The following is a 20,670-nucleotide window of genomic DNA, read 5'->3' as shown; positions in this document are numbered from 1 at the left end:
AAATCCTGTTTATGTATTTGCGAAGTCTGAGTTGTCAGGCATTACTGCCGCAACACTTTTTAAATTTTTTTCCTGAACCACAGGGGCAGGGATCGTTACGACCGAATTGCGGACGTGTGCCGTCAATATAATACCATTGCCCGCTCTCCTTTAAGAACCGTGAGCGTTCAATGATGGCGCCGGGTTTGTTTTGTTCGCTAAAGCGGGCGACAAAACTGACATAGCCCTCGTTGGCATCGCGGCCGGGAGCGGCTTCAAAGACGGTGAGGCCCAGCCAGACGGTGTTGGCAAAACCAGCTTCAATCTCTTGGCGAAAATCGGCAGCATGGCAGGACGGATGCCAGGTTTTAATCAGGTAGTCTGCGTTTTTGATCACAAAAGCAGTATACCGCGAGCGCATAAGGTGTGACGGGTCTGGTGCAACCTGCTCGCCAGAAAGATATCGCTGGCAACATAGGCTATACTCCAGAGCGCTACCACAGGGGCAGAGTTGAGACACGATTCTCTTCCTGGAACAAAAAATAAGGCGTTAAACGCTTAAGGTAGCAATATGTTAACTGAGCAGGTGCGTTGACGCTATGTCGGGAATCCAGGGGAAGTAAAACAGGGCTAATGAGAAAGGTAAAAATTGGACTGGCGTTGGGCTCAGGTGCAGCCCGGGGTTGGTCACATATTGGCGTTATCAATACCTTAAACCAGATGGGGATTGACGTTGATATTGTCGCAGGATGTTCTATCGGGTCGCTGGTCGGATCCGCGTACGCCTGCGGTAAGCTTCCGGAGCTTGAAAGCTGGGTGCGCTCCTTCAGTTACTGGGATGTGCTGCGCCTGATGGATCTCTCCTGGCAGCGTGGCGGCCTGCTGCGCGGCGAACGCGTGTTCAATCAGTTTCGTAAGATAATGCCCCTCGCTGACTTCAGCCACTGCCAAATGCCTTTCGGGGCCGTTGCAACCAACCTCAGTACGGGCAGGGAGTTATGGCTCACTGAAGGGGATATACATCTCGCCGTTCGTGCATCCTGTAGCATGCCGGGGTTAATGGCGCCTGTGCCTCACAACGGCTACTGGCTCGTTGATGGGGGCGTAGTGAATCCTGTCCCTGTCTCTCTGACGCGCGCCATGGGGGCGGATATCGTTATTGCCGTGGATTTACAGCACGACGCACACCTTATGCAGCAGGATTTGATGCCGGTTAATCTTCAGAGCGATGACACGGAAGAAGAGAAACTTGCCTGGCATGCGCGATTACGCGGCAGAATAGGGCGCCTGACCGCCCGTCGCGCGGTGACCGCGCCGAACGCCATTGAAATCATGACGACCTCTATTCAAATCCTTGAGAATCGCCTGAAGCGAAACCGTATGGCTGGCGATCCTCCGGATATTCTTATTCAACCCTATTGTCCACAAATCTCTACCCTTGATTTCCACCGGGCTGAGGCCGCCATAGCAGCGGGCTCGTTAGCCGTCGAAAAGAAAATAGATGAACTGTTGCCTTTTGTGCGTACAGCACGTTGAGCACTTTTTTGATTACTTCAGCAAAATCTGACAGGCGATAGTACCAATAGCATGCCACTATTGAGTAACTGTCAGCCAGGGGAGGAACCATGACACAGCCATTGGCCGGAAAACATATTTTGATAGTAGAAGACGAGCCCGTTTTCCGATCGCTACTGGATTCGTGGTTATCCTCACTGGGTGCAACCACGTCCCTTGCCGAAGATGGCGTCGAGGCACTGGAAAAAATGGCCAGCATGGCGCCTGATCTGATGATCTGCGACCTTGAAATGCCGCGCATGGACGGATTAATGCTGGTGGAAAACCTGCGTAATGAAGGTTATCAGACACCGATACTGGTGATCTCGGCAACCGAAAATATGGCGGATATTGCTAAGGCGTTGCGTTTAGGTGTGCAGGATATTCTGCTCAAACCGGTTAAAGATTTGAACCGTCTGCGTGAAACGGTGTTGGCCTGCCTGTATCCCAATATGTTTAATTCCCGGGTGGAAGAAGAAGAACGTCTTTTCCAGGACTGGGATGCTTTAGTCAGTAATCCGCTCGCGGCCGCGAAGCTGCTTCAGGAACTTCAGCCGCCGGTGCAGCAAAATATCTCTCATTGCAGAGTAAATTATCGCCAGCTGGTAGCGGCTGACCAGCCTGGGCTGGTGCTGGATATTGCGCCGTTATCAGATTCTGACCTCGCTTTTTATTGCCTGGATGTTACCCGGGCGGGAGATAACGGCGTTCTGGCGGCCTTATTACTCCGTGCGCTGTTTAATGGATTGCTACAGGAACAATTATCCCATCAGGGGCAACGACTTCCTGAGTTAGGCAGTTTACTAAAACAGGTCAACCAACTTTTTCGCCAGGCCAATTTGCCGGGGCAGTTCCCGCTTCTGGTTGGCTATTATCACAGCGGGTTGAATAACCTTATTCTGGTCTCTGCGGGTTTAAATGCCACGCTGAATACTGGCGAACACCATATTCAGGTGAGCAACGGCGTGCCGTTGGGTACGCTGGGAAATACTTACCTTAATCAAATTAGCCATCGCTGCACCTCCTGGCAGTGCCAAATTTGGGGTGCCGGAGGGCGGTTACGCTTAATGTTGTCCACGGAGTAAGCAGTCAGATTTTATTTTTCAGATTGCTTTACCTGTGTTTTTGCTGGCAGTGCTACTATCGCTGCAAGTTTCATGCGTATTTGTCTTAATTGATCGGCAACGCGTTCTTTTCAGACCCGTATTAGTGGCTGAGACTGTATACTCAACGCGTTATTCAATGCATAAAAGTTCAAAACTTGAACAGTTCAGGAGAGTTTCAATGGCTGCCCTTAATTCGAAAGTCAGAAAGGCCGTTATCCCGGTGGCGGGATTGGGTACCAGGATGTTGCCAGCGACGAAGGCAATCCCAAAAGAGATGCTGCCTCTGGTTGATAAGCCATTAATCCAGTATGTCGTGAATGAATGTATTGCAGCAGGTATCACCGAAATTGTGCTGGTGACGCATTCATCTAAAAACTCTATCGAAAACCATTTCGATACCAGTTTCGAACTCGAAGCAATGCTGGAAAAACGCGTTAAGCGCCAGTTGCTGGAGGAAGTGCAGTCTATTTGCCCTCCACACGTTACCATTATGCAGGTTCGTCAGGGCCTGGCGAAAGGCCTGGGGCACGCAGTATTGTGTGCACACCCGGTAGTGGGTGATGAGCCGGTCGCGGTTATTCTGCCTGACGTGATTCTTGATGAGTACGAGTCCGATCTTTCCCAGGAAAACCTGGCGGAAATGATTAAACGCTTCGACGAAACCGGCAGCAGCCAGATTATGGTTGAGCCAGTCGACGACGTGACCGCTTACGGCGTGGTTGACTGCAAAGGCGTTGACCTGCAACCTGGCGAAAGCGTACCGATGGTTGGCGTTGTTGAAAAACCTAAAGCGGACGTCGCGCCGTCTAACCTTGCTGTCGTTGGTCGTTACGTACTGAGCGCTGAAATTTGGGCTCTGCTGGCGAAAACGCCTCCGGGTGCGGGCGATGAAATCCAGCTGACGGATGCTATCGATATGCTGATCGAGAAAGAGACCGTGGAAGCCTACCATATGAAAGGTAAGAGCCATGACTGCGGGAATAAGCTCGGTTATATGCAGGCATTCGTCGAATATGGTATTCGCCATAACAGCCTGGGTGAAGAATTTAAAGCCTGGCTCAAAGGTAGCGTGGGTATTAAGTAATAAACTCACAGCCCAGTGAACAAGACCGGTGGAGCGATGCCCACCGGTTTTTTTATGCCTGTCGCTCCGTAATTGGCGGAGGATTGTCAAGGACGTTAAATAGGTAGCCTCACAATATGACAGAATGTAAGGAGATGTTCGGGCAAATATTACAGGCATAAAAAATCCCGCATTAAGCGGGATTTTTCAGAATCTTTCCAGATTAATCCTTGATCAGGAAGTCATCCAGTTGTTTACCTTGTTCGTCCATTGCTTTCTTGATTACAGCAGGAGTACGGCCCTGGCCGGTCCAGGTTTTCTCTTCGCCGTTCTCATCGATGTAGCTATATTTAGCAGGACGTGCCGCGCGTTTTGCTTTGGTACCGGTTTTAGCCGCAGCCATGCTGTTCAGCAATTCGTTTGGATCGATACCATCGGCAATCAGCATTTCACGATACTGTTGCAGTTTACGTGTACGTTCTTCGATTTCAGCCGCAGCAGCGCTTTCTTCTTCACGACGTTCGTTAACTACAACTTCTAATTTTTCGAGCATTTCTTCAAGCGTCTCAAGGGTACATTCTCTTGCCTGCGCACGAAGAGTACGGATGTTGTTCAGAATTTTAAGTGCTTCGCTCATTGTAGTAATCTCAAACTTATAATGGGGGTGGGTTTGTTGTCCTAATAATAGAGCCTTAATTTCACTTGTGCAATAGGTGGGAATGTAAGGAATTCAAAAAATACAAAATAAACGACGCTATTATTAATTACGCTAACTTAAATTTCATTGTTTGTTGGGTCTGTGAGATATCGTTTCAAACGGCAAAAGCGCGTCATTTGCGTGTATGTTTTGTGACTTTTACCTCAGGAATTATAGTTGCGATTGATAAATATCAGCCTTTTGTATTACCCCGAGTAAGCGCAGCGAAGACAAGAATAGTTAATAAATAGTGAATTTTAATGAACGAAGAAGACACTATAAAAAGAAGTGTTATCTCTGGTTGCGGACTCACCTTATTGTCAGTGTTTAATGACTTTACTGCCTGTTTTAACGCATTATTTTGCGCCATTCGCGAAGGATTTACTGATGCATGGCAGGCTGGAGAGCGCAGCCCGCCGCTGATGACAGTACAAAATATGGTACAATGATCCATCGGGAATATTACACATTGATTAGGGTTCTTCGGCCAATGGCACAACTTTATTTCTACTATTCGGCAATGAATGCAGGGAAATCGACGGCGTTACTGCAATCCTCATACAATTATCAGGAGCGGGGGATGCGTACCGTTGTTTATACCGCCGAAATCGACGATCGCTTTGGGGCAGGGAAGGTGAGCTCAAGAATAGGGCTCTCGTCGCCTGCAAGGCTGTTTAACCCTGAAACGGACCTGCTGGAGGACATTCGTGCCGAGCATGCCTCTAAGCCTGTCCATTGCGTGCTGGTAGATGAAAGCCAGTTCCTGACCCGAGAGCAGGTCCATGCGCTTTCAGAGGTCGTTGATGAGCTGGATATTCCCGTTCTTTGCTATGGATTACGTACCGATTTTCGTGGGGAGTTATTTGCCGGCAGTCAGTATCTGCTCGCCTGGTCGGATAAGCTGGTTGAGCTGAAAACAATCTGCTTTTGTGGCCGCAAGGCAAGTATGGTTCTTCGCCTGGACCAGTCGGGTAAACCCTATGCTGATGGCGAGCAGGTGGTGATAGGAGGCAATGAACGTTATGTCTCGGTCTGCCGCAAGCATTATAAAGAGGCGCTGGCTGTAGGCTCGCTGACGGCGTTACAGGGCGACAATCGAAAATAATAAGAATGTTTTACGGATCCTCAGATATAAAAAAACCCGCCAGCGGCGGGTTTTTTTATCATACTGTCAATCAAGCATTTTTCTTCGCTTTCTTGTCAGCCTTTACAACTGCGGGGATTTCAACTTTTACGGCAGCGACATCGCTTTCAGTGAAGTTACGACCGTAATAAGTATCCAGCAGGATCTGTTTCAGTTCGGAAATCAGTGGGTAGCGCGGGTTAGCACCAGTACACTGGTCATCGAATGCATCTTCAGACAGCTTATCTACGTGAGCGAGGAAGTCAGCTTCCTGAACGCCTGCTTCGCGGATAGATTTAGGAATACCCAGTTCAGCCTTCAGGCTCTCCAGCCATGCCAGCAGTTTCTCGATCTTCGCGGCAGTACGGTCGCCCGGTGCGCTCAGACCCAGGTGATCTGCGATTTCAGCATAACGACGGCGCGCCTGTGGGCGGTCGTACTGGCTGAATGCAGTCTGCTTGGTCGGGTTGTCGTTGGCGTTATAGCGGATAACGTTGCTGATCAACAGGGCGTTCGCCAGACCGTGAGGAATATGGAACTGTGAACCCAGCTTGTGCGCCATGGAGTGACAGACACCCAGGAAGGCGTTAGCAAACGCAATGCCCGCGATGGTTGCCGCACTGTGTACACGTTCACGCGCAACAGGGTTTTTCGAACCTTCGTTGTAAGAAGCTGGCAGGTTTTCTTTCAGCAGTTTCAGCGCCTGCAAAGCCTGACCGTCAGAGAACTCAGAAGCCAGTACGGAAACGTAAGCTTCCAGAGCGTGAGTTACCGCATCCAGACCACCGAACGCACACAGTGATTTCGGCATTTCCATGACCAGGTTGGCGTCAACGATAGCCATATCTGGCGTCAGTGCGTAGTCAGCCAGCGGGTATTTCTGACCAGTTGCGTCATCAGTCACAACGGCAAATGGCGTCACTTCTGAACCGGTACCGGAAGTGGTGGTGACGGCGATCATTTTCGCTTTCACGCCCATTTTCGGGAACTTGTAGATACGTTTACGGATATCCATAAAGCGCAGCGCCAGTTCTTCGAAGTGAGTTTCCGGATGCTCGTACATCACCCACATAATTTTCGCGGCGTCCATTGGGGAACCGCCACCCAGTGCGATGATCACATCAGGTTTGAAGGAGTTCGCCAGTTCAGCGCCTTTACGTACAACGCTCAGGGTTGGGTCAGCTTCAACTTCAAAGAAGACTTCAGTTTCGACGCCAGCCGCTTTCAGAACAGAGGTGATCTGGTCTGCATAGCCATTGTTGAACAGGAAACGGTCGGTCACGATGAGCGCACGTTTGTGGCCATCAGTAATCACTTCATCCAGCGCGATTGGCAGAGAGCCGCGGCGGAAGTAGATAGATTTCGGAAGTTTGTGCCACAACATGTTTTCAGCTCGCTTAGCAACGGTTTTCTTGTTGATCAGGTGTTTTGGACCAACGTTTTCAGAGATGGAGTTACCACCCCAGGAACCACAACCCAGAGTCAGGGAAGGTGCGAGTTTGAAGTTGTACAGGTCACCGATACCACCCTGAGAAGCAGGGGTGTTGATCAGGATACGTGCCGTCTTCATCTTCTGACCGAAGTAAGCAACACGCTCAGGCTGGTTATCCTGGTCGGTGTACAGGCAAGAGGTGTGGCCGATACCGCCCATCGCCACCAGCTTCTCTGCTTTATCTACCGCGTCATCGAAATCTTTCGCACGGTACATTGCCAGCGTCGGGGAGAGTTTCTCGTGAGCAAACGGCTCACTTTCATCAACGACTTTCACTTCACCAATCAGAATCTTGGTGGTAGCAGGGACGCTAAAGCCAGCGAGCTCAGCGATTTTATATGCAGGCTGACCTACGATAGCCGCGTTCAGCGCACCATTTTTTAGAATCACGTCCTGAACGGCTTTCAGTTCTTTACCTTGCAACAGGTAGCCGCCGTGGCTGGCGAAACGTTCACGAACGGCGTCGTATACCGAATCAACCACGACAACAGACTGTTCAGATGCACAGATAACGCCGTTATCGAAGGTTTTAGACATCAGCACAGAAGCAACTGCACGCTTGATATCTGCCGTTTCGTCGATCACAACAGGGGTATTACCCGCGCCTACGCCGATGGCTGGTTTACCGGAGCTGTACGCTGCTTTAACCATACCAGGACCACCGGTCGCCAGAATCAGGTTAATGTCAGGGTGATGCATCAGGGCGTTGGACAGTTCAACAGAAGGTTGGTCGATCCAGCCGATGAGATCTTTTGGCGCACCCGCCGCAATGGCAGCCTGAAGCACGATATCTGCTGCTTTGTTGGTGGCGTCCTTCGCACGTGGATGCGGGGAGAAAATGATTGCGTTACGTGTCTTCAGACTGATGAGAGATTTGAAGATGGCGGTAGAGGTTGGGTTAGTGGTTGGAACGATACCGCAAATGATGCCGATCGGTTCTGCGATGGTGATGGTGCCGAAAGTATCGTCTTCTGACAGCACACCGCAGGTTTTCTCATCTTTATAGGCGTTGTAGATATACTCTGAAGCAAAGTGGTTTTTGATCACTTTATCTTCAACGATACCCATGCCGGATTCGGCAACGGCCATTTTAGCGAGAGGGATTCGAGCATCAGCAGCAGCCAGAGCGGCCGCGCGGAAGATTTTATCAACCTGTTCTTGGGTGAAATTGGCATATTCACGCTGGGCTTTTTTTACGCGCTCGACGAGGGCGTTCAGTTCAGCGATATTGGTAACAGCCATAATGCTCTCCTGATAATGTTTAAACTCTTTTAGTAAACCAGCGCTCGATACGTCTGACAGTATAGTCAGAGCCGATCCCACTTGCGTAACACACAGTAAAACAAAGGATTACTCACTGCTCCAGCTCACTAATTTACTAAAAGAGCCTTACCTTAGCATCATACCTTTTTGATAGGTGATCTCCCTGGCGGCGTAACCAAGATTACTCACTTCTGAGTACGAAAATTATGATCGAGATCAATTTTGTCCTAAGCTGATACCTTTCAGCAGGGTTATTTTGTGCTAATTATTCTACTGTTAAATAATTAAGTAACTATTGGAAGCAGCGATATCATTGATTACACAAATGTTTAACATCATGAATTGATAACGTTTAAGAACAGATTTCTGGTGAAGTATGCGGCTAAAAAGCGTATCTTCAGCGCGGATTTATCATGACATGCAGTTTCTCCCTGGCCATGCTCAATTGCGGAGCTTAATGTGATTCAAACGCTCTTTGATTTCCCTACATATTTCAAGTTTTTTATCGGCTTGTTTGCTCTGGTTAACCCGGTAGGGATCATCCCTGTCTTCATTAGTATGACCAGCTATCAGACGGCTGCGGCACGAAATAAAACCAACCTGACGGCAAACCTGTCGGTGGCGATCATCCTACTTACCTCTCTTTATCTCGGAGACGCCATTCTTCAGGTCTTCGGCATCTCAATTGATTCGTTCCGTATAGCAGGCGGGATCCTGGTGGTGACGATTGCCATGTCGATGATCAGCGGCAAGCTGGGGGAGGATAAACAGAACAAGCAGGAAAAATCAGAGACAGCTATCCGCGAGAGCATCGGGGTTGTGCCACTGGCACTGCCGCTGATGGCGGGCCCGGGGGCGATCAGTTCCACTATTGTCTGGGGAACGCGCTACCACAGCCTGATGCACCTGATTGGCTTTTCTGTTGCCATTGCGCTGTTCGCGCTGTGCTGCTGGGGCGTATTTCGTATGGCGCCATGGCTGGTTCGCTTGCTGGGACAAACGGGCATCAACGTGATTACCCGTATCATGGGTCTGTTGTTAATGGCGTTGGGCATCGAATTTATCGTTACCGGTATAAAAAGTATATTCCCCGGGTTAGTACACTGACTTTCATTTGAAAGAGCGGAGCCAGCGGCTCCGTTTTTTTTACGTGATTATCTGCAAATCATATAAATAAAGTTGAAATAGGCGCCAGTCATAATAAGTTCTACTAATAATCCTCTTTTGTTGTTTTTCAAGGGGTTGTTTATTTTCATTTCCCCTTGCCGCGCATAAATCCCTCAAACCCTCTGTTATTTTACTCACATGATACTCTGGGGCTTGCTGACAGATAACCGAAATGATATTAGTAATTTCGACGCTGACTCAGACGAATGTGCTAAATAATAATCAATTGTTAAATTATCGTGAAAAATCGTTCAGCTAAGCTTTGTCGTCGCGTTTGTAGCAACAAAATTTCTTATCTGTTTGAATTACATCTCTTTTTGTTGATTTCGGCGTAAGCCAGGGTTGGCACCATAGTTATGCCAGCCATCGTAAAAGAGAAATGCTTAACAAATTTGCAAAATGTATTGGCGAGAGATGGCACCATTTGGTACTTTCCGGCCTTATATTTTGCAGCATTAAACAAGTTGATGAGAACTATTTTCATATAGCCCTCACATAAGATATCCAACGCATCTCTCTGACAGGGGAGAGGTGTAAAGAATCGACGCAAGACCGCCGTACGAGCGGTCAGTAATAATGAAGTCGGTGATAGCAAGAAGTAAAAAAAGAACCTGACAGTAGCAAAAAAAACTCCTGCGCTGTACAGGCCCCAACAGGGGATTACACAACTGGCGAAGGCCGGTCATTATAATGAGTGGAGTATCAACACAATGTCCATCATCACAAAAAAAAGTCTGGTAGCGGCGGGGATTTTAACTGCGCTAATCGCGGGCAACGCTGCAATGGCTGCGGACGTTCCTGCTGGTGTTCAGCTGGCTGAGAAGCAAACGCTGGTACGTAATAACGGTGCGGAAGTGCAGTCTCTTGATCCGCACAAAATTGAAGGTGTTCCAGAGTCTAACGTTAACCGCGATCTGTTTGAAGGTCTGCTGGTGACTGACGTAGACGGCCACCCGGCTCCGGGCGTGGCGGAAAAATGGGACAACAAAGATTTTAAAGTCTGGACCTTCCATCTGCGTAAAGATGCGAAATGGTCTGACGGTACGCCGGTTACCGCCGAAGATTTCGTCTATAGCTGGCAGCGTCTGGCGGATCCGAATACCGCCTCCCCGTATGCGAGTTACCTCCAGTATGGCCATATTGCCAATATCGATGACATCATCACGGGTAAAAAGCCAGTTACCGACCTGGGCGTAAAAGCCATCGATGCCAACACCTTTGAAGTGACGTTGAGCGAACCTGTTCCGTACTTCTATAAGCTGCTGGTTCACCCGTCCGTCTCCCCGGTACCAAAATCTGCGGTAGAAAAATTTGGTGAAAAATGGACGCAGCCTGCGAATATCGTGACCAACGGTGCATATAAGCTGAAGGACTGGGTCGTTAACGAACGTATGGTGCTGGAGCGCAACCCGCAGTATTGGGATAATGCGAAGACCGTTATCAATCAGGTCACCTACCTGCCAATCTCTTCTGAAGTGACGGACGTAAACCGCTACCGCAGCGGTGAAATCGACATGACCTATAACAATATGCCGATTGAACTGTTCCAGAAGCTGAAAAAAGAGATCCCTAAAGAAGTTCACGTCGATCCGTATCTGTGCACCTACTATTACGAAATTAACAACCAGAAAGCACCGTTCACCGACGTACGTGTTCGTACCGCACTGAAGCTGGCTCTGGATCGCGACATTATCGTGAATAAAGTGAAGAATCAGGGCGACCTGCCGGCTTACAGCTACACCCCGCCTTACACCGACGGTATGAAGCTGGTTGAACCTGAATGGTTCAAATGGTCCCAGGAAAAACGTAACGAAGAAGCGAAAAAACTGCTGGCTGAAGCTGGCTATACCGCCGACAAGCCGCTGACCTTTAGCCTGTTGTACAACACCTCCGATCTGCATAAAAAGCTGGCTATTGCCGTCGCGTCAATCTGGAAGAAAAACCTCGGCGTGAACGTGAAGCTGGAAAACCAGGAATGGAAAACCTTCCTCGATACGCGCCACCAGGGAACCTTTGACGTGGCTCGTGCAGGATGGTGTGCGGACTATAACGAACCGACCTCATTCCTGAACACCATGCTGAGCGACAGTTCGAACAATACCGCACACTATAAGAGCCCGGCGTTTGATAAGCTGATTGGCGAAACCCTGAAGGTGGCAGATGACGCCCAGCGCGCCGATCTGTACGCGAAATCAGAACAACAGCTCGATAAAGACTCTGCGATCGTTCCGGTTTACTACTACGTTAACGCCCGCCTGGTGAAACCATGGGTAGGGGGTTATACCGGTAAAGACCCGTTGGATAATATTTCCGTTAATAATCTTTATATTATCAAGCATTAATGGCAATACGTGGGGCGAGCGAGCTTGCCCCACTGTGTCTATTTTGTAACATTCATCAGGCACACGCCAGAAGGTACGGGCAATGTTGAAATTTATCCTGCGTCGCTGTCTTGAAGCGATTCCAACGTTATTTATTCTAATTACAATTTCCTTCTTCATGATGCGTCTTGCACCGGGCAGTCCTTTTACCGGTGAACGCACGCTTCCGCCAGAAGTTATGGCCAACATCGAAGCGAAATACCATTTAAACGATCCTATCACCACGCAGTACTTCAACTATCTGAAGCAGCTTGCACACGGTGATTTTGGTCCGTCATTTAAATATAAAGACTATTCCGTTAACGACCTGGTGGCGTCCAGCTTCCCGGTATCGGCTAAATTAGGGGCTGCTGCATTTATCCTGGCCGTTGTTCTCGGTGTCACTGCGGGCGTTATCGCTGCGCTAAAACAAAATACCCGATGGGATTACGCCGTAATGGGGGTCGCAATGACCGGGGTGGTTATCCCCAGCTTCGTTGTCGCGCCGTTGCTGGTCATGATATTCGCCATAACCCTGAAATGGCTCCCCGGGGGCGGCTGGAACGGCGGGGCGCTGAAGTTCATGATATTGCCGATGGTGGCATTATCTCTGGCCTACATCGCCAGCATCGCCCGTATTACCCGCGGTTCAATGATTGAGGTCCTGCACTCGAACTTCATCCGTACCGCCCGTGCGAAAGGGCTGCCGATGCGCCGGATTATTTTCCGTCATGCCCTCAAGCCTGCACTGTTACCGGTACTCTCCTATATGGGTCCGGCTTTCGTCGGCATTATCACCGGCTCAATGGTGATTGAAACCATTTATGGCCTGCCGGGTATCGGGCAGCTGTTTGTTAACGGGGCGCTTAACCGTGACTATTCGCTGGTGCTGAGCCTGACGATCCTCGTGGGCGCGCTGACCATTCTGTTTAATGCCGTTGTCGATGTGCTGTATGCCGTTATCGACCCGAAAATCCGTTACTAACTGGAGCACGCCATGATGTTGAGTAAGAAAAACAGCGAGGCGCTGGAAAACTTCAGTGAAAAGCTGGAGGTCGAAGGTCGTAGCCTTTGGCAGGACGCCCGCCGTCGTTTTATGCATAACCGTGCCGCCGTTGCCAGCCTGGTCGTGCTGGTGCTTATCGCGCTGTTCGTAACCCTGGCACCAATGCTCTCTCAGTTCACCTATTTCGATACGGACTGGGGCATGATGTCCAGCGCGCCGGATATGGAATCCGGGCACTATTTCGGCACCGACTCCTCCGGGCGTGATTTGCTGGTGCGTGTGGCGATTGGCGGCCGTATCTCCCTGATGGTTGGCATCGCGGCGGCGCTGGTGGCGGTGATTGTCGGCACGCTTTACGGCTCGCTTTCCGGTTACCTCGGCGGGAAAGTGGACTCCGTGATGATGCGTCTGCTAGAAATCCTGAACTCCTTCCCGTTCATGTTCTTCGTCATTCTGCTGGTGACCTTCTTTGGTCAAAATATCCTGCTGATCTTCGTGGCGATCGGGATGGTGTCCTGGCTGGATATGGCGCGTATTGTGCGCGGCCAGACGCTGAGCCTTAAACGTAAGGAGTTTATCGAAGCCGCACAGGTTGGTGGCGTTTCTACCGCCAATATTGTGGTGCGTCATATCGTTCCTAACGTGCTGGGCGTGGTGGTGGTGTACGCCTCCCTGCTGGTGCCAAGTATGATCCTGTTTGAATCTTTCCTGAGCTTCCTGGGATTAGGTACGCAGGAGCCGTTGAGTAGCTGGGGCGCTCTGTTAAGTGATGGCGCAAACTCCATGGAAGTGTCACCGTGGTTACTGCTGTATCCGGCGGGCTTCCTGGTCGTCACCCTGTTCTGTTTCAACTTTATCGGCGATGGCCTGCGTGATGCCCTCGACCCGAAAGACCGTTAAGGAGCGCCGTCATGACCATTATTGAAACGGCAACCGCGCCACAGGCGCAACAGCGGACCAGCGCACTGCTGGACGTTAAAGACCTCCGCGTGACGTTTAAAACCCCCGACGGTGATGTTACTGCCGTTAACGATCTCAACTTCGACCTGCGTGCCGGTGAAACGCTGGGCATTGTGGGCGAATCCGGTTCCGGTAAATCCCAGACCGCATTCGCGCTGATGGGCCTGCTGGCGTCAAACGGCGTGATCGGCGGTTCGGCGACGTTTAACGGGAAAGAGATCCTGAATTTGCCGGAACATGAGCTGAACAAGCTGCGCGCCGAGCAGATTTCAATGATTTTCCAGGATCCGATGACGTCCCTGAACCCCTATATGCGGGTGGGCGAACAGCTGATGGAAGTGCTGATGCTCCACAAGGGGCTGGGTAAAGCCGAAGCGTTTGAAGAGTCCGTCAAAATGCTGGATGCGGTGAAAATGCCTGAAGCACGCAAGCGCATGCGCATGTATCCGCACGAGTTTTCCGGCGGTATGCGTCAGCGCGTTATGATCGCGATGGCATTGCTTTGCCGGCCAAAACTGCTGATCGCTGATGAACCAACCACCGCCCTGGACGTGACCGTTCAGGCGCAGATCATGACGTTGCTGAACGAGCTGAAGCGCGAGTTCAATACCGCCATCATCATGATCACCCACGATTTAGGCGTCGTTGCCGGGATCTGCGACAAAGTGTTAGTCATGTATGCAGGCCGCACGATGGAATACGGTAATGCTCGCGATGTGTTCTACCAGCCAGCCCATCCGTACTCTATCGGGCTGCTGAATGCCGTTCCGCGTCTTGATGCGGAAGGGGAGTCGCTGCTGACTATCCCGGGCAACCCGCCAAACCTGCTGCGTCTGCCAAAAGGCTGCCCGTTCCAGCCGCGTTGTCCGCATGCGATGGAAATCTGTAACAGCGCACCGCCGCTGGAAGCGTTTGCCCCAGGCCGTCTGCGCGCCTGCTTTAAGCCGCTGGAGGAGCTGATATGAACGCGATCGACGAAAAAAGAAATGTGCTGCTCGAAATCGCTGACCTGAAGGTCCATTTCGATATCAAAGACGGTAAACAGTGGTTCTGGCAGCCTGCCAAAACCCTGAAAGCGGTGGATGGCGTCACGCTACGCCTGTACGAAGGCGAGACCCTGGGCGTGGTGGGCGAATCCGGCTGCGGCAAATCGACGTTTGCGCGGGCGATCATCGGCCTGGTGAAGGCCACCGACGGGAAAGTGGCCTGGCTTGGCAAAGATTTGCTGGGGATGAAGCCGGATGAATGGCGCGACGTGCGCAGCGACATCCAGATGATTTTCCAGGATCCACTTGCGTCCCTGAACCCGCGTATGACCATTGGCGAAATCATTGCCGAGCCGCTGCGCACCTATCATCCGAAGATGCCGCGCCAGGAAATTCGCGATCGGGTGAAAGCGATGATGCTCAAGGTGGGTCTGCTGCCTAACCTCATCAACCGCTACCCACACGAGTTTTCCGGCGGTCAGTGCCAGCGTATCGGTATCGCACGCGCGTTGATCCTTGAACCAAAACTGATTATCTGTGATGAGCCAGTTTCGGCGCTGGACGTTTCCATCCAGGCCCAGGTGGTTAACCTGCTACAGAAACTGCAACGGGAAATGGGGCTGTCGCTGATCTTCATCGCCCACGATCTGGCGGTGGTAAAACACATTTCGGACCGTGTGCTGGTCATGTATCTGGGCCACGCCGTAGAGCTGGGCACGTATGATGAGGTGTACCACAATCCTCTGCACCCTTATACCAAAGCGCTGATGTCTGCGGTTCCCGTTCCGGACCCCGATCTGGAAAAAAATAAAACCATTCAGCTTCTGGAAGGTGAACTGCCTTCGCCAATCAACCCGCCTTCAGGCTGCGTATTCCGTACTCGATGTCCAATAGCCGGGCCGGAATGTGCAAAAACACGGCCGGTTCTGGAGGGCAGTTTCCGACATGCGGTTTCCTGCCTGAAAGTAGACCCGTTATAATCGCAAGGGCTGACATGATGTCAGCCCTTATTTTTCGAGGTTAATGTGTCGCGATTATTCACGTCGGCCCGCCAGCGGCTGTATCACCTTTTATTTGATCCTGAAACGGTTTCCGGTCGCCGCTTCGAAGGTCTGTGTGGTTTATTTGCGCTGATTAGCGTCATTATTATCTTTATCGAATCCGGCGCCGGAACGCAGTACCACATGACGTATGAGGAGTGGCACGTTTTCGTCTGGCTGGAATTGATTGTCACGCTGGTGTTTACTGCGGAATATGTGCTGAGGGTCATTAGCTGGCCAAATCCGGCGAAATACGTTTTCAGCTTCTGGGGATTTATTGATTTAGCCACCATCCTGCCGCTGTATGTCATGTGGCTGTGGCCTGAGATCAGCCTGAATTATGTGTTTGCCTGGCGTGCAATGCGGGCGATTCGTGTGTTACGGATTCTCAAACTGCTGCGCTTTATGCCGTCGCTGCGGGTTTTTTGGGTTGCCATTGTCAGCGCCCGCCACCAGCTGATTCTCTTCTATTCGTTTATTGCTATCGTGATGATCGTTTTTGGCTCCCTGATGTATTTAATCGAAGGGCCGAAATACGGGTTTACCACGCTTAATGCGTCTGTTTACTGGGCTATCGTCACGGTGACCACCGTGGGCTATGGCGATATTACCCCGCATACGCCGCTCGGACGTATTGTGGCATCGGTTCTTATCCTGATCGGCTATTCGGTGATAGCGATTCCGACGGGGTTAATTACCACCCATATGAGCAGCGCCTTCCAGAACAGCAAGCAGCAACGCAAATGTCCGAATTGTCAGCAGGGGAATCATGAACCCGGCGCGCGGTTTTGTCACCGCTGTGGAAATGCCTTACCGGATTAAATAAAAAGGCTGCGCGGGCAGCCTTTTTTATTATTCGCGCCAGAGGATATGGCACAGTTTGTGATCTTTCTCGCGGCACAGCAGGACGCGGGCAAAGATGTCGTTAATTTCTCCGCCGTCTTCATCTGCAAGGCCAATCACCACCTCGGCGAAGAAGTCCGGGTTGAGATCAAAATCGACATGTTCGGCCCAGTCTTCAGCCGGATCGAACAGCTCAGCACCGCCACGCTCTTCGAATTGCAGGTTGAAAAGAATGACGTCAGCAGGGTCGAGATTATCGACCGCCAGCTCGAGAAAAATATCGTAGGCCTGTTCGAGCGTTTCGTCTTCGGTCAGGCGATTGTTCAGATCCATTTCCATGATGACTACCTGTTAAACATCGTTGGGCACGTTTTACAGCAACGGACTAAAGAAGTAAAACAGTCGTTCGGCAATTCGCTGCCACAGCGGACGTTTCGCCCACAGTCTGGCGTCCAGCAGGCGTGAGCGGGAGATATAATCGTCCTGAACCGCCGCCAGATCGCCACCGAACCCGGCGTCATCAATGACCAGCGTAATTTCAAAATTCAGCCACAGACTGCGCATATCGAGGTTGACGGTACCCACCAGGCTCAGCTCTCCGTCCACCAGCACGCTCTTGGTGTGTAACAGGCCGCCTTCGAACTGATAAATTTTAACGCCTGCGGCCAGCAGCTCACTAAAGAACGCGCGGCTTGCCCATCCCACCAGCAGCGAATCGTTCTTGCGCGGCATAATAATGCTCACATCCACTCCGCGCTGTGCCGCTGTACAGATGGCATGCAGAAGGTCGTCGCTGGGAACGAAATAGGGCGTGGTCATGATCAGATATTCCCGCGCGGAGTACGCGGCGGTAAGCAGTGCCTGATGGATCAGATCTTCCGGGAAGCCAGGACCGGAGGCGATAGTGTGGATAGTGTGCCCGCTGGCTTCCTCAAACGGCATGATATTGCCATCCGGCGGCGGGGGAAGAATGCGTTTACCGGTTTCAATTTCCCAGTCGCAGGAGTAGACGATGCCCATTGAGGTCGCGATCGGTCCCTCCATCCGCGCCATCAGATCGATCCATTGCCCCACGCCGGAATCCTGCTTGAAGAAGCGGGGGTCAACCATGTTCATGCTGCCGGTGTAGGCGATGTAGTTATCGATCAGAACCATTTTCCGGTGCTGGCGGAGATCCATGCGGCGCAGAAAGACGCGGAAAAGATTCACTTTTAGCGCCTCGACCACCTCGATACCGGCGTTGCGCATCATACCTGCCCACGGGCTACGGAAAAAGGCCACGCTGCCGGCGGAGTCCAGCATCAGGCGGCAGTGGATACCGCGACGTGCAGCGGCCATTAGCGATTCGGCGACCTGGTCCGCCATGCCGCCCGGCTGCCAGATATAAAACACCATCTCGATATTATGCCGGGCGAGCTGGATATCACGGATCAGCGCCTGCATCACATCATCAGAAGAGGTCATCAGTTGCAGCTGATTGCCTTTTACCCCAGCAATCCCCTGGCGGCGTTCGCACAGCTTGAACAGAGATGCGGCCACGCTACTGTTCTCTTCAGCGAAGATATGCTTGCAGGCTTTAAGGTCGGCAAGCCATTTCGCCGTGGAGGGCCACATGGCGCGGGCGCGTTCGGCGCGGCGTTTACCCAGATGAAGTTCACCGAAAGAGAGATAGGCGATGATGCCCACCAGCGGCAGAATGTAGATAATCAGAAGCCAGGCCATGGCGGAAGGTACCGCTCTGCGTTTCATCAGAATGCGCAACGTCACCCCGGCAATTAACAGCCAGTATCCTAAAATGACCAGCCAACTCACCACGGTGTAGAAGGTTGTCATAAATAAAAAATCCTTTTGAAAGCGTATTGTTATGAGTTTACGCATCAGGATTCATCTGGCAAATAAAAACGGCAGATAAAAGCGCTGGTTTGCCGCCTGCTTAGGCATATAATGGCATCTCTGTTAGAGAAAGAGTTGTAGACATGAAGCGCAGTAGAACTGAAGTTGGGCGCTGGCGCATGTTGCGACAGGTGAGTCGTCGTAAGGCTCGTTGGCTTGAAGCACAATCCCGCCGCAATATGCGTATCCACGCCATCAGAAAATGTGGCCTGAACAGACACCGTAACGCGCTGTTGTTCGCGGTCCAGGACATCTGAAAAGCATGAAGGGCACCGTAAAGGTGCCCATTAAACATCCAGGCTATCAATTTTTGCAGTCTCTTCCCATCTGCTTTCCGCGATATACTGAGTCCCCATAACGTCATGATATTAAAAGATGAATCCTTATCTCTGGATTTTTATTGTACTTTTGGCGCTGGATGCGCTCAGGGAAGATTTAGGACTTTCGTCATTTTCCTCATTGGCAGATTATGTTTTCGCATGGGGAATACATTGTTATTAAAGGAAAAAAGGATGAACGGAAAAGTAATGGCAGCACTCTTTGGGATTGCGATATTAAGCGGTTGTGCCAGCAGCAAAACCTCACCCGAACGGCACGCGTTTTATTTCGTGTCGCATCAGTCCAGCTTTACTGGCGGCAATTACACCTCCAGCGTGCAGAAAAATTATCAGCTGAACGTGGCGCAGTTCCGCGAGCTTTATGCCCGTGGCAAAGCTGACCGCGCGGAAGGGCGGACTGAGGCTGAAGCCAGTGAATACGCGCAAAGCATTCGCGATCAGCTAAAAGAAAATGCGAAGTCGCAGGAATTGTTCGCAGGCAACGCGAAGGATAAATGGTCTTCGGACATGGACAGTAAAGACGCCCTGTTATTTGGTAACGAACTGGCCGCGACTTATCTTGATGGCTATAACGGCGTACAATAGCGCAACTGATTCAGGGGATACCGTAATTACCGGTATCCCCGCTGTTTTTGAGCGAAAGGAGTGAGACGTGTTTGCGGAGTTTGGTGTACTGAATTTCTGGACCTATGTTGTCGGCGCATTTTTTATCGTGCTGGTTCCAGGACCGAACACCTTGTTTGTGCTGAAAACAGGGATTGGCCACGGCGTTAAGAAAGGCTATCTGGCAGCCACCGGTGTGTTTATTGGTGATGCCGTGCTGATGTTTCTGGCCTGGGCGGGCGTCGCCGCGTTGATCCAGACCACTCCGGTTTTATTTAATATTGTCCGCTATCTGGGCGCGTTTTATCTGCTGTGGCTGGGCGGAAAAATGCTCTGGTCCGTTATGACGCGTCAAAAAAATGCGCCCGAAAGTAGCGCCGAACCGGCAAGCGCAATCCTTAAGCGTTCGCTGGTGCTTAGCCTGACGAACCCGAAAGCGATTCTCTTTTACGTGTCGTTCTTCGTGCAGTTCATTGATGTCAATGCGAAGAATACCGGCACGTCGTTCCTGATCCTCGCCACAACGCTTGAGCTGATCAGCTTCATGTACATGAGCTTCCTGATTTTCTCAGGCGCGTTTGTCACGCGTTACCTCAAAACCAAAAAGAAACTGGCGAAGCTGGGGAACGGGCTGATAGGTCTGCTGTTTGTCGGATTTGCGGCGAGGCTGGCGTCGCTGCACTGAATGAAGAAAAGGCTCCTGAGGGAGCCTTTCGTTTCAGAATACTTTTTTATACGGACGAACCGTGACTTTCTCGTACACGCCGGCTGCGACGTACGGGTCTGCTTCTGCCCAGGCCTGCGCGGCTTCCAGAGATTCAAACTCGGCAATCACCGTGGAGCCGGTAAAACCCGCCGCGCCCGGATCGTTGCTGTCAACGGCAGGCATCGGGCCTGCGGTCAGCAACCGACCTTCATCCTGTAGCAACTGTAAACGCGCCAGATGAGCAGGGCGAACGGAAAGACGTTTTTCCAGAGAATCAGGTACATCTTCAGCGTAAATCACGTAAAGCACGGCAAAGCTCCTTAACCGGTAAAAGTGGCAATTACGTTATGTGAAAGCACAAATGACTGCAATGTAAAGATAATAACAATGTTAAAACCCTGATCTGGATGCCCCTTTTTTGCCCTCATGTACGCTTAAATTGCGCCAGGACAAAGTGTCTTATTGAATATGATTGCTATTTGCATTTAAAA

At 51.0% G+C, this 20,670-nt stretch carries 21 protein-coding genes and 1 pseudogene; 16 read left to right on the top strand and 6 right to left on the bottom strand.

Annotated elements, in window-relative coordinates; all coding sequences use genetic code 11:
• Positions 1 to 34 precede the first annotated feature (34 nt).
• Positions 35 to 499: a YchJ family protein gene (locus AC4OVU_RS12315; protein ID WP_032673872.1), complete on the bottom strand. Its 465-nt coding sequence runs from the start codon at positions 497 to 499 to the stop codon at positions 35 to 37.
• A gap of 113 nt (positions 500 to 612) precedes the next feature.
• On the opposite strand from AC4OVU_RS12315, the gene rssA reads away from it, so the two are divergent.
• From rssA to galU, 3 genes are all read left to right on the top strand, one after another.
• Complete coding sequence (gene rssA / locus AC4OVU_RS12310; protein ID WP_023303848.1) at positions 613 to 1,515, top strand: patatin-like phospholipase RssA; 903 nt, start codon at positions 613 to 615, stop codon at positions 1,513 to 1,515.
• Positions 1,516 to 1,604: 89 nt separating this feature from the next.
• Positions 1,605 to 2,618: a two-component system response regulator RssB gene (gene rssB / locus AC4OVU_RS12305; RefSeq protein ID WP_003856721.1), complete on the top strand. Its 1,014-nt coding sequence runs from the start codon at positions 1,605 to 1,607 to the stop codon at positions 2,616 to 2,618.
• Between the two features lie 199 nt (positions 2,619 to 2,817).
• On the top strand, positions 2,818 to 3,723 hold the full coding sequence (gene galU, locus AC4OVU_RS12300) for a UTP--glucose-1-phosphate uridylyltransferase GalU (RefSeq protein ID WP_003856723.1): 906 nt from the start codon (positions 2,818 to 2,820) through the stop codon (positions 3,721 to 3,723).
• A 202-nt stretch (positions 3,724 to 3,925) separates the two neighbouring features.
• Here galU and hns read toward each other — a convergent pair whose 3' ends face one another.
• Positions 3,926 to 4,339 carry a histone-like nucleoid-structuring protein H-NS gene (hns, locus tag AC4OVU_RS12295; RefSeq protein ID WP_003856724.1) on the bottom strand — a complete coding sequence of 138 codons (414 nt, stop codon included), beginning with the start codon at positions 4,337 to 4,339 and terminating at the stop codon, positions 3,926 to 3,928.
• Between the two features lie 320 nt (positions 4,340 to 4,659).
• Between hns and AC4OVU_RS12290 the strand changes: the two genes are divergently transcribed.
• Together AC4OVU_RS12290 and tdk are read left to right on the top strand one after the other, a co-directional pair.
• The gene (locus AC4OVU_RS12290; RefSeq protein WP_129541422.1) at positions 4,660 to 4,848 is read left to right on the top strand and encodes a hypothetical protein; all 189 of its coding nucleotides are present in this window, start codon (positions 4,660 to 4,662) and stop codon (positions 4,846 to 4,848) included.
• A gap of 41 nt (positions 4,849 to 4,889) precedes the next feature.
• Positions 4,890 to 5,504, top strand: a complete 615-nt coding sequence (tdk, locus tag AC4OVU_RS12285; RefSeq protein WP_003856726.1) for a thymidine kinase — start codon at positions 4,890 to 4,892, stop codon at positions 5,502 to 5,504.
• A gap of 70 nt (positions 5,505 to 5,574) precedes the next feature.
• Here tdk and adhE read toward each other — a convergent pair whose 3' ends face one another.
• Entirely contained in the window at positions 5,575 to 8,256 is a 2,682-nt protein-coding gene (adhE, locus tag AC4OVU_RS12280) for a bifunctional acetaldehyde-CoA/alcohol dehydrogenase (protein ID WP_032103375.1), read from the bottom strand.
• A gap of 480 nt (positions 8,257 to 8,736) precedes the next feature.
• On the opposite strand from adhE, the gene AC4OVU_RS12275 reads away from it, so the two are divergent.
• The 7 genes and pseudogenes from AC4OVU_RS12275 to AC4OVU_RS12245 all read left to right on the top strand — a co-directional run bounded on the left by AC4OVU_RS12275 (position 8,737) and on the right by AC4OVU_RS12245 (position 16,618).
• Positions 8,737 to 9,384 carry a YchE family NAAT transporter gene (locus tag AC4OVU_RS12275; RefSeq protein ID WP_017384236.1) on the top strand — a complete coding sequence of 216 codons (648 nt, stop codon included), beginning with the start codon at positions 8,737 to 8,739 and terminating at the stop codon, positions 9,382 to 9,384.
• A gap of 770 nt (positions 9,385 to 10,154) precedes the next feature.
• A complete protein-coding gene (oppA, locus tag AC4OVU_RS12270; protein ID WP_110292578.1) occupies positions 10,155 to 11,786 on the top strand; it encodes an oligopeptide ABC transporter substrate-binding protein OppA in 1,632 nt (543 codons plus the stop codon).
• Between the two features lie 82 nt (positions 11,787 to 11,868).
• Entirely contained in the window at positions 11,869 to 12,789 is a 921-nt protein-coding gene (oppB, locus tag AC4OVU_RS12265) for an oligopeptide ABC transporter permease OppB (protein WP_003856738.1), read from the top strand.
• A 12-nt stretch (positions 12,790 to 12,801) separates the two neighbouring features.
• On the top strand, positions 12,802 to 13,710 hold the full coding sequence (gene oppC, locus AC4OVU_RS12260) for an oligopeptide ABC transporter permease OppC (RefSeq protein ID WP_003856740.1): 909 nt from the start codon (positions 12,802 to 12,804) through the stop codon (positions 13,708 to 13,710).
• 11 nt (positions 13,711 to 13,721) lie between these two features.
• Positions 13,722 to 14,735 (top strand): ABC transporter ATP-binding protein, encoded by a 1,014-nt coding sequence (locus AC4OVU_RS12255; protein WP_023303844.1) that lies wholly within the window; start codon positions 13,722 to 13,724, stop codon positions 14,733 to 14,735.
• Positions 14,732 to 15,736 carry a murein tripeptide/oligopeptide ABC transporter ATP-binding protein OppF gene (gene oppF / locus AC4OVU_RS12250; protein WP_017384233.1) on the top strand — a complete coding sequence of 335 codons (1,005 nt, stop codon included), beginning with the start codon at positions 14,732 to 14,734 and terminating at the stop codon, positions 15,734 to 15,736. Before AC4OVU_RS12255 ends, oppF begins: the two co-directional genes overlap by 4 nt.
• A gap of 14 nt (positions 15,737 to 15,750) precedes the next feature.
• Positions 15,751 to 16,618, top strand: a pseudogene (locus tag AC4OVU_RS12245) (ion transporter).
• 30 nt (positions 16,619 to 16,648) lie between these two features.
• On the opposite strand, the gene AC4OVU_RS12240 reads toward AC4OVU_RS12245, so the two are convergent.
• Both AC4OVU_RS12240 and cls read right to left on the bottom strand, forming a co-directional pair.
• Entirely contained in the window at positions 16,649 to 16,978 is a 330-nt protein-coding gene (locus AC4OVU_RS12240; RefSeq protein WP_003856748.1) for an HI1450 family dsDNA-mimic protein, read from the bottom strand.
• Positions 16,979 to 17,011: 33 nt separating this feature from the next.
• The gene (cls, locus tag AC4OVU_RS12235) at positions 17,012 to 18,472 is read right to left on the bottom strand and encodes a cardiolipin synthase (protein WP_003856750.1); all 1,461 of its coding nucleotides are present in this window, start codon (positions 18,470 to 18,472) and stop codon (positions 17,012 to 17,014) included.
• Between the two features lie 143 nt (positions 18,473 to 18,615).
• On the opposite strand from cls, the gene AC4OVU_RS12230 reads away from it, so the two are divergent.
• From AC4OVU_RS12230 to leuE, 4 genes are all read left to right on the top strand, one after another.
• Positions 18,616 to 18,789 (top strand): YciY family protein, encoded by a 174-nt coding sequence (locus AC4OVU_RS12230; protein ID WP_017384232.1) that lies wholly within the window; start codon positions 18,616 to 18,618, stop codon positions 18,787 to 18,789.
• Between the two features lie 118 nt (positions 18,790 to 18,907).
• Positions 18,908 to 19,033: a KPN_01571 family protein gene (locus AC4OVU_RS12225; RefSeq protein ID WP_213822333.1), complete on the top strand. Its 126-nt coding sequence runs from the start codon at positions 18,908 to 18,910 to the stop codon at positions 19,031 to 19,033.
• An 11-nt stretch (positions 19,034 to 19,044) separates the two neighbouring features.
• The gene (locus AC4OVU_RS12220; RefSeq protein WP_015570374.1) at positions 19,045 to 19,455 is read left to right on the top strand and encodes an Exc2 family lipoprotein; all 411 of its coding nucleotides are present in this window, start codon (positions 19,045 to 19,047) and stop codon (positions 19,453 to 19,455) included.
• Between the two features lie 67 nt (positions 19,456 to 19,522).
• Positions 19,523 to 20,158, top strand: a complete 636-nt coding sequence (gene leuE, locus AC4OVU_RS12215) for a leucine efflux protein LeuE (protein WP_110292577.1) — start codon at positions 19,523 to 19,525, stop codon at positions 20,156 to 20,158.
• Between the two features lie 33 nt (positions 20,159 to 20,191).
• On the opposite strand, the gene AC4OVU_RS12210 is transcribed toward leuE, so the two are convergent.
• Positions 20,192 to 20,488: a YciI family protein gene (locus tag AC4OVU_RS12210; protein ID WP_003856755.1), complete on the bottom strand. Its 297-nt coding sequence runs from the start codon at positions 20,486 to 20,488 to the stop codon at positions 20,192 to 20,194.
• Positions 20,489 to 20,670 lie beyond the last annotated feature (182 nt).

The organism is Enterobacter sp. 6722112, assembly GCF_058661685.1.
This window is presented reverse-complemented; position numbering and strand designations above follow the sequence as displayed.